Below are 1,119 nucleotides of genomic sequence, written 5' to 3'. Positions count from 1 at the left end.
GTATTAATATATATTCTCTGAATCTATCCCGCTTAGGGGGGGTGTTTTGGGCTAAGAAAAAGTTGGAAACGTTAATAAAAAAATTGCAGCCTGAGTTGATTCATACACAAGGCATACGAGCGGATGGGCTTTTGTCAAAGCTAAAGGTAGATAGTCATTGGGTTATGACTTCGCATAATTACCCTCCTGAGGATTACTTGATGAAGTTTGGGCTTTTAAAAAGTAAGTTTATGGTAGCATTACATTTCTCGTACATGCGGAAATGTAGAAATGTAATTTCTTGCTCTTTAACAATAAAGAATAAATTAATGAAAAATAATATTAGGAGTCAAGCCATACAAAATGGTGTGGAGATTATTGATAATCATGATTGTGGTTTCAATCCATGCAAAAATATGGCGAGGCCAGTATTTATATCTGTAGGAAGCTTAATTCCAAGGAAGAATATGGAGTTGCTGATTTCAGAATTTTCTAAGTTGTCAAAAGATAATCGAGGTAGTTTGGTAATTTTAGGAGATGGTCCTTTAATGGGAAATTTGAAAGAAAAAAATGTTGATGGTGTTCATCTCCTTGGAAATGTTAACAACGTACCTGATTATTTTGCAGGAGCAGATTATTTCCTTTCATCTTCTTTGTCTGAAGGACTGCCGAACACTGTACTTGAAGCATTGTCGGCAGGTTTACCCGTCATCCTTTCCGATATTGAGTCACACTTAGAAATAGCCCGTGAGTCATCGTCTGCTTGTAAAACGTTTAGTCTGAATGATGGTGAGGCTTCTTTAGAAAAACTCATGGGGCAAGTTAATGAGCTGTTTGATGAACATTCTGTTATAGAGGCAAAAAGAATTGCTAATGAAGTCTTTTCAGCAAAGAGCATGTCTCAAAAATATCAAGATTTTTATAAAACTCTATTGGAGGGAAAATGAGTACTTATAGCGGCTTAGAGCGTCACATTGCTAGAGTTCTTGCAAAGTTCCCTGCCATTAAACAATTTGTGAAATTTTGTTATTCACGGATCATTTATAGTAAAAATAAGAAAAATTACCGTTATCGTACAACCTTTGAGCCAATTTCTTATTGTAATAAAATGGACGATAGTTTTTTCGGTTATTATGATAA

At 35.0% G+C, this 1,119-nt stretch carries 1 protein-coding gene and 1 pseudogene; both read left to right on the top strand.

Translation table 11 applies throughout. The features are described 5' to 3' along the window. Positions 1 to 926: glycosyltransferase (locus BZG74_RS15460; protein WP_077773345.1), on the top strand; the 926-nt coding region annotated here is incomplete at its 5' end. Next, positions 923 to 1,119, top strand: a pseudogene (locus tag BZG74_RS15900) (glycosyl transferase); the annotation flags it as partial. The gene BZG74_RS15460 and the pseudogene BZG74_RS15900, both read left to right, overlap by 4 nt.

This window comes from Salinivibrio sharmensis (assembly GCF_001995985.1).
GTDB classification, from domain to species: domain Bacteria; phylum Pseudomonadota; class Gammaproteobacteria; order Enterobacterales; family Vibrionaceae; genus Salinivibrio; species Salinivibrio sharmensis.
This window is presented reverse-complemented; position numbering and strand designations above follow the sequence as displayed.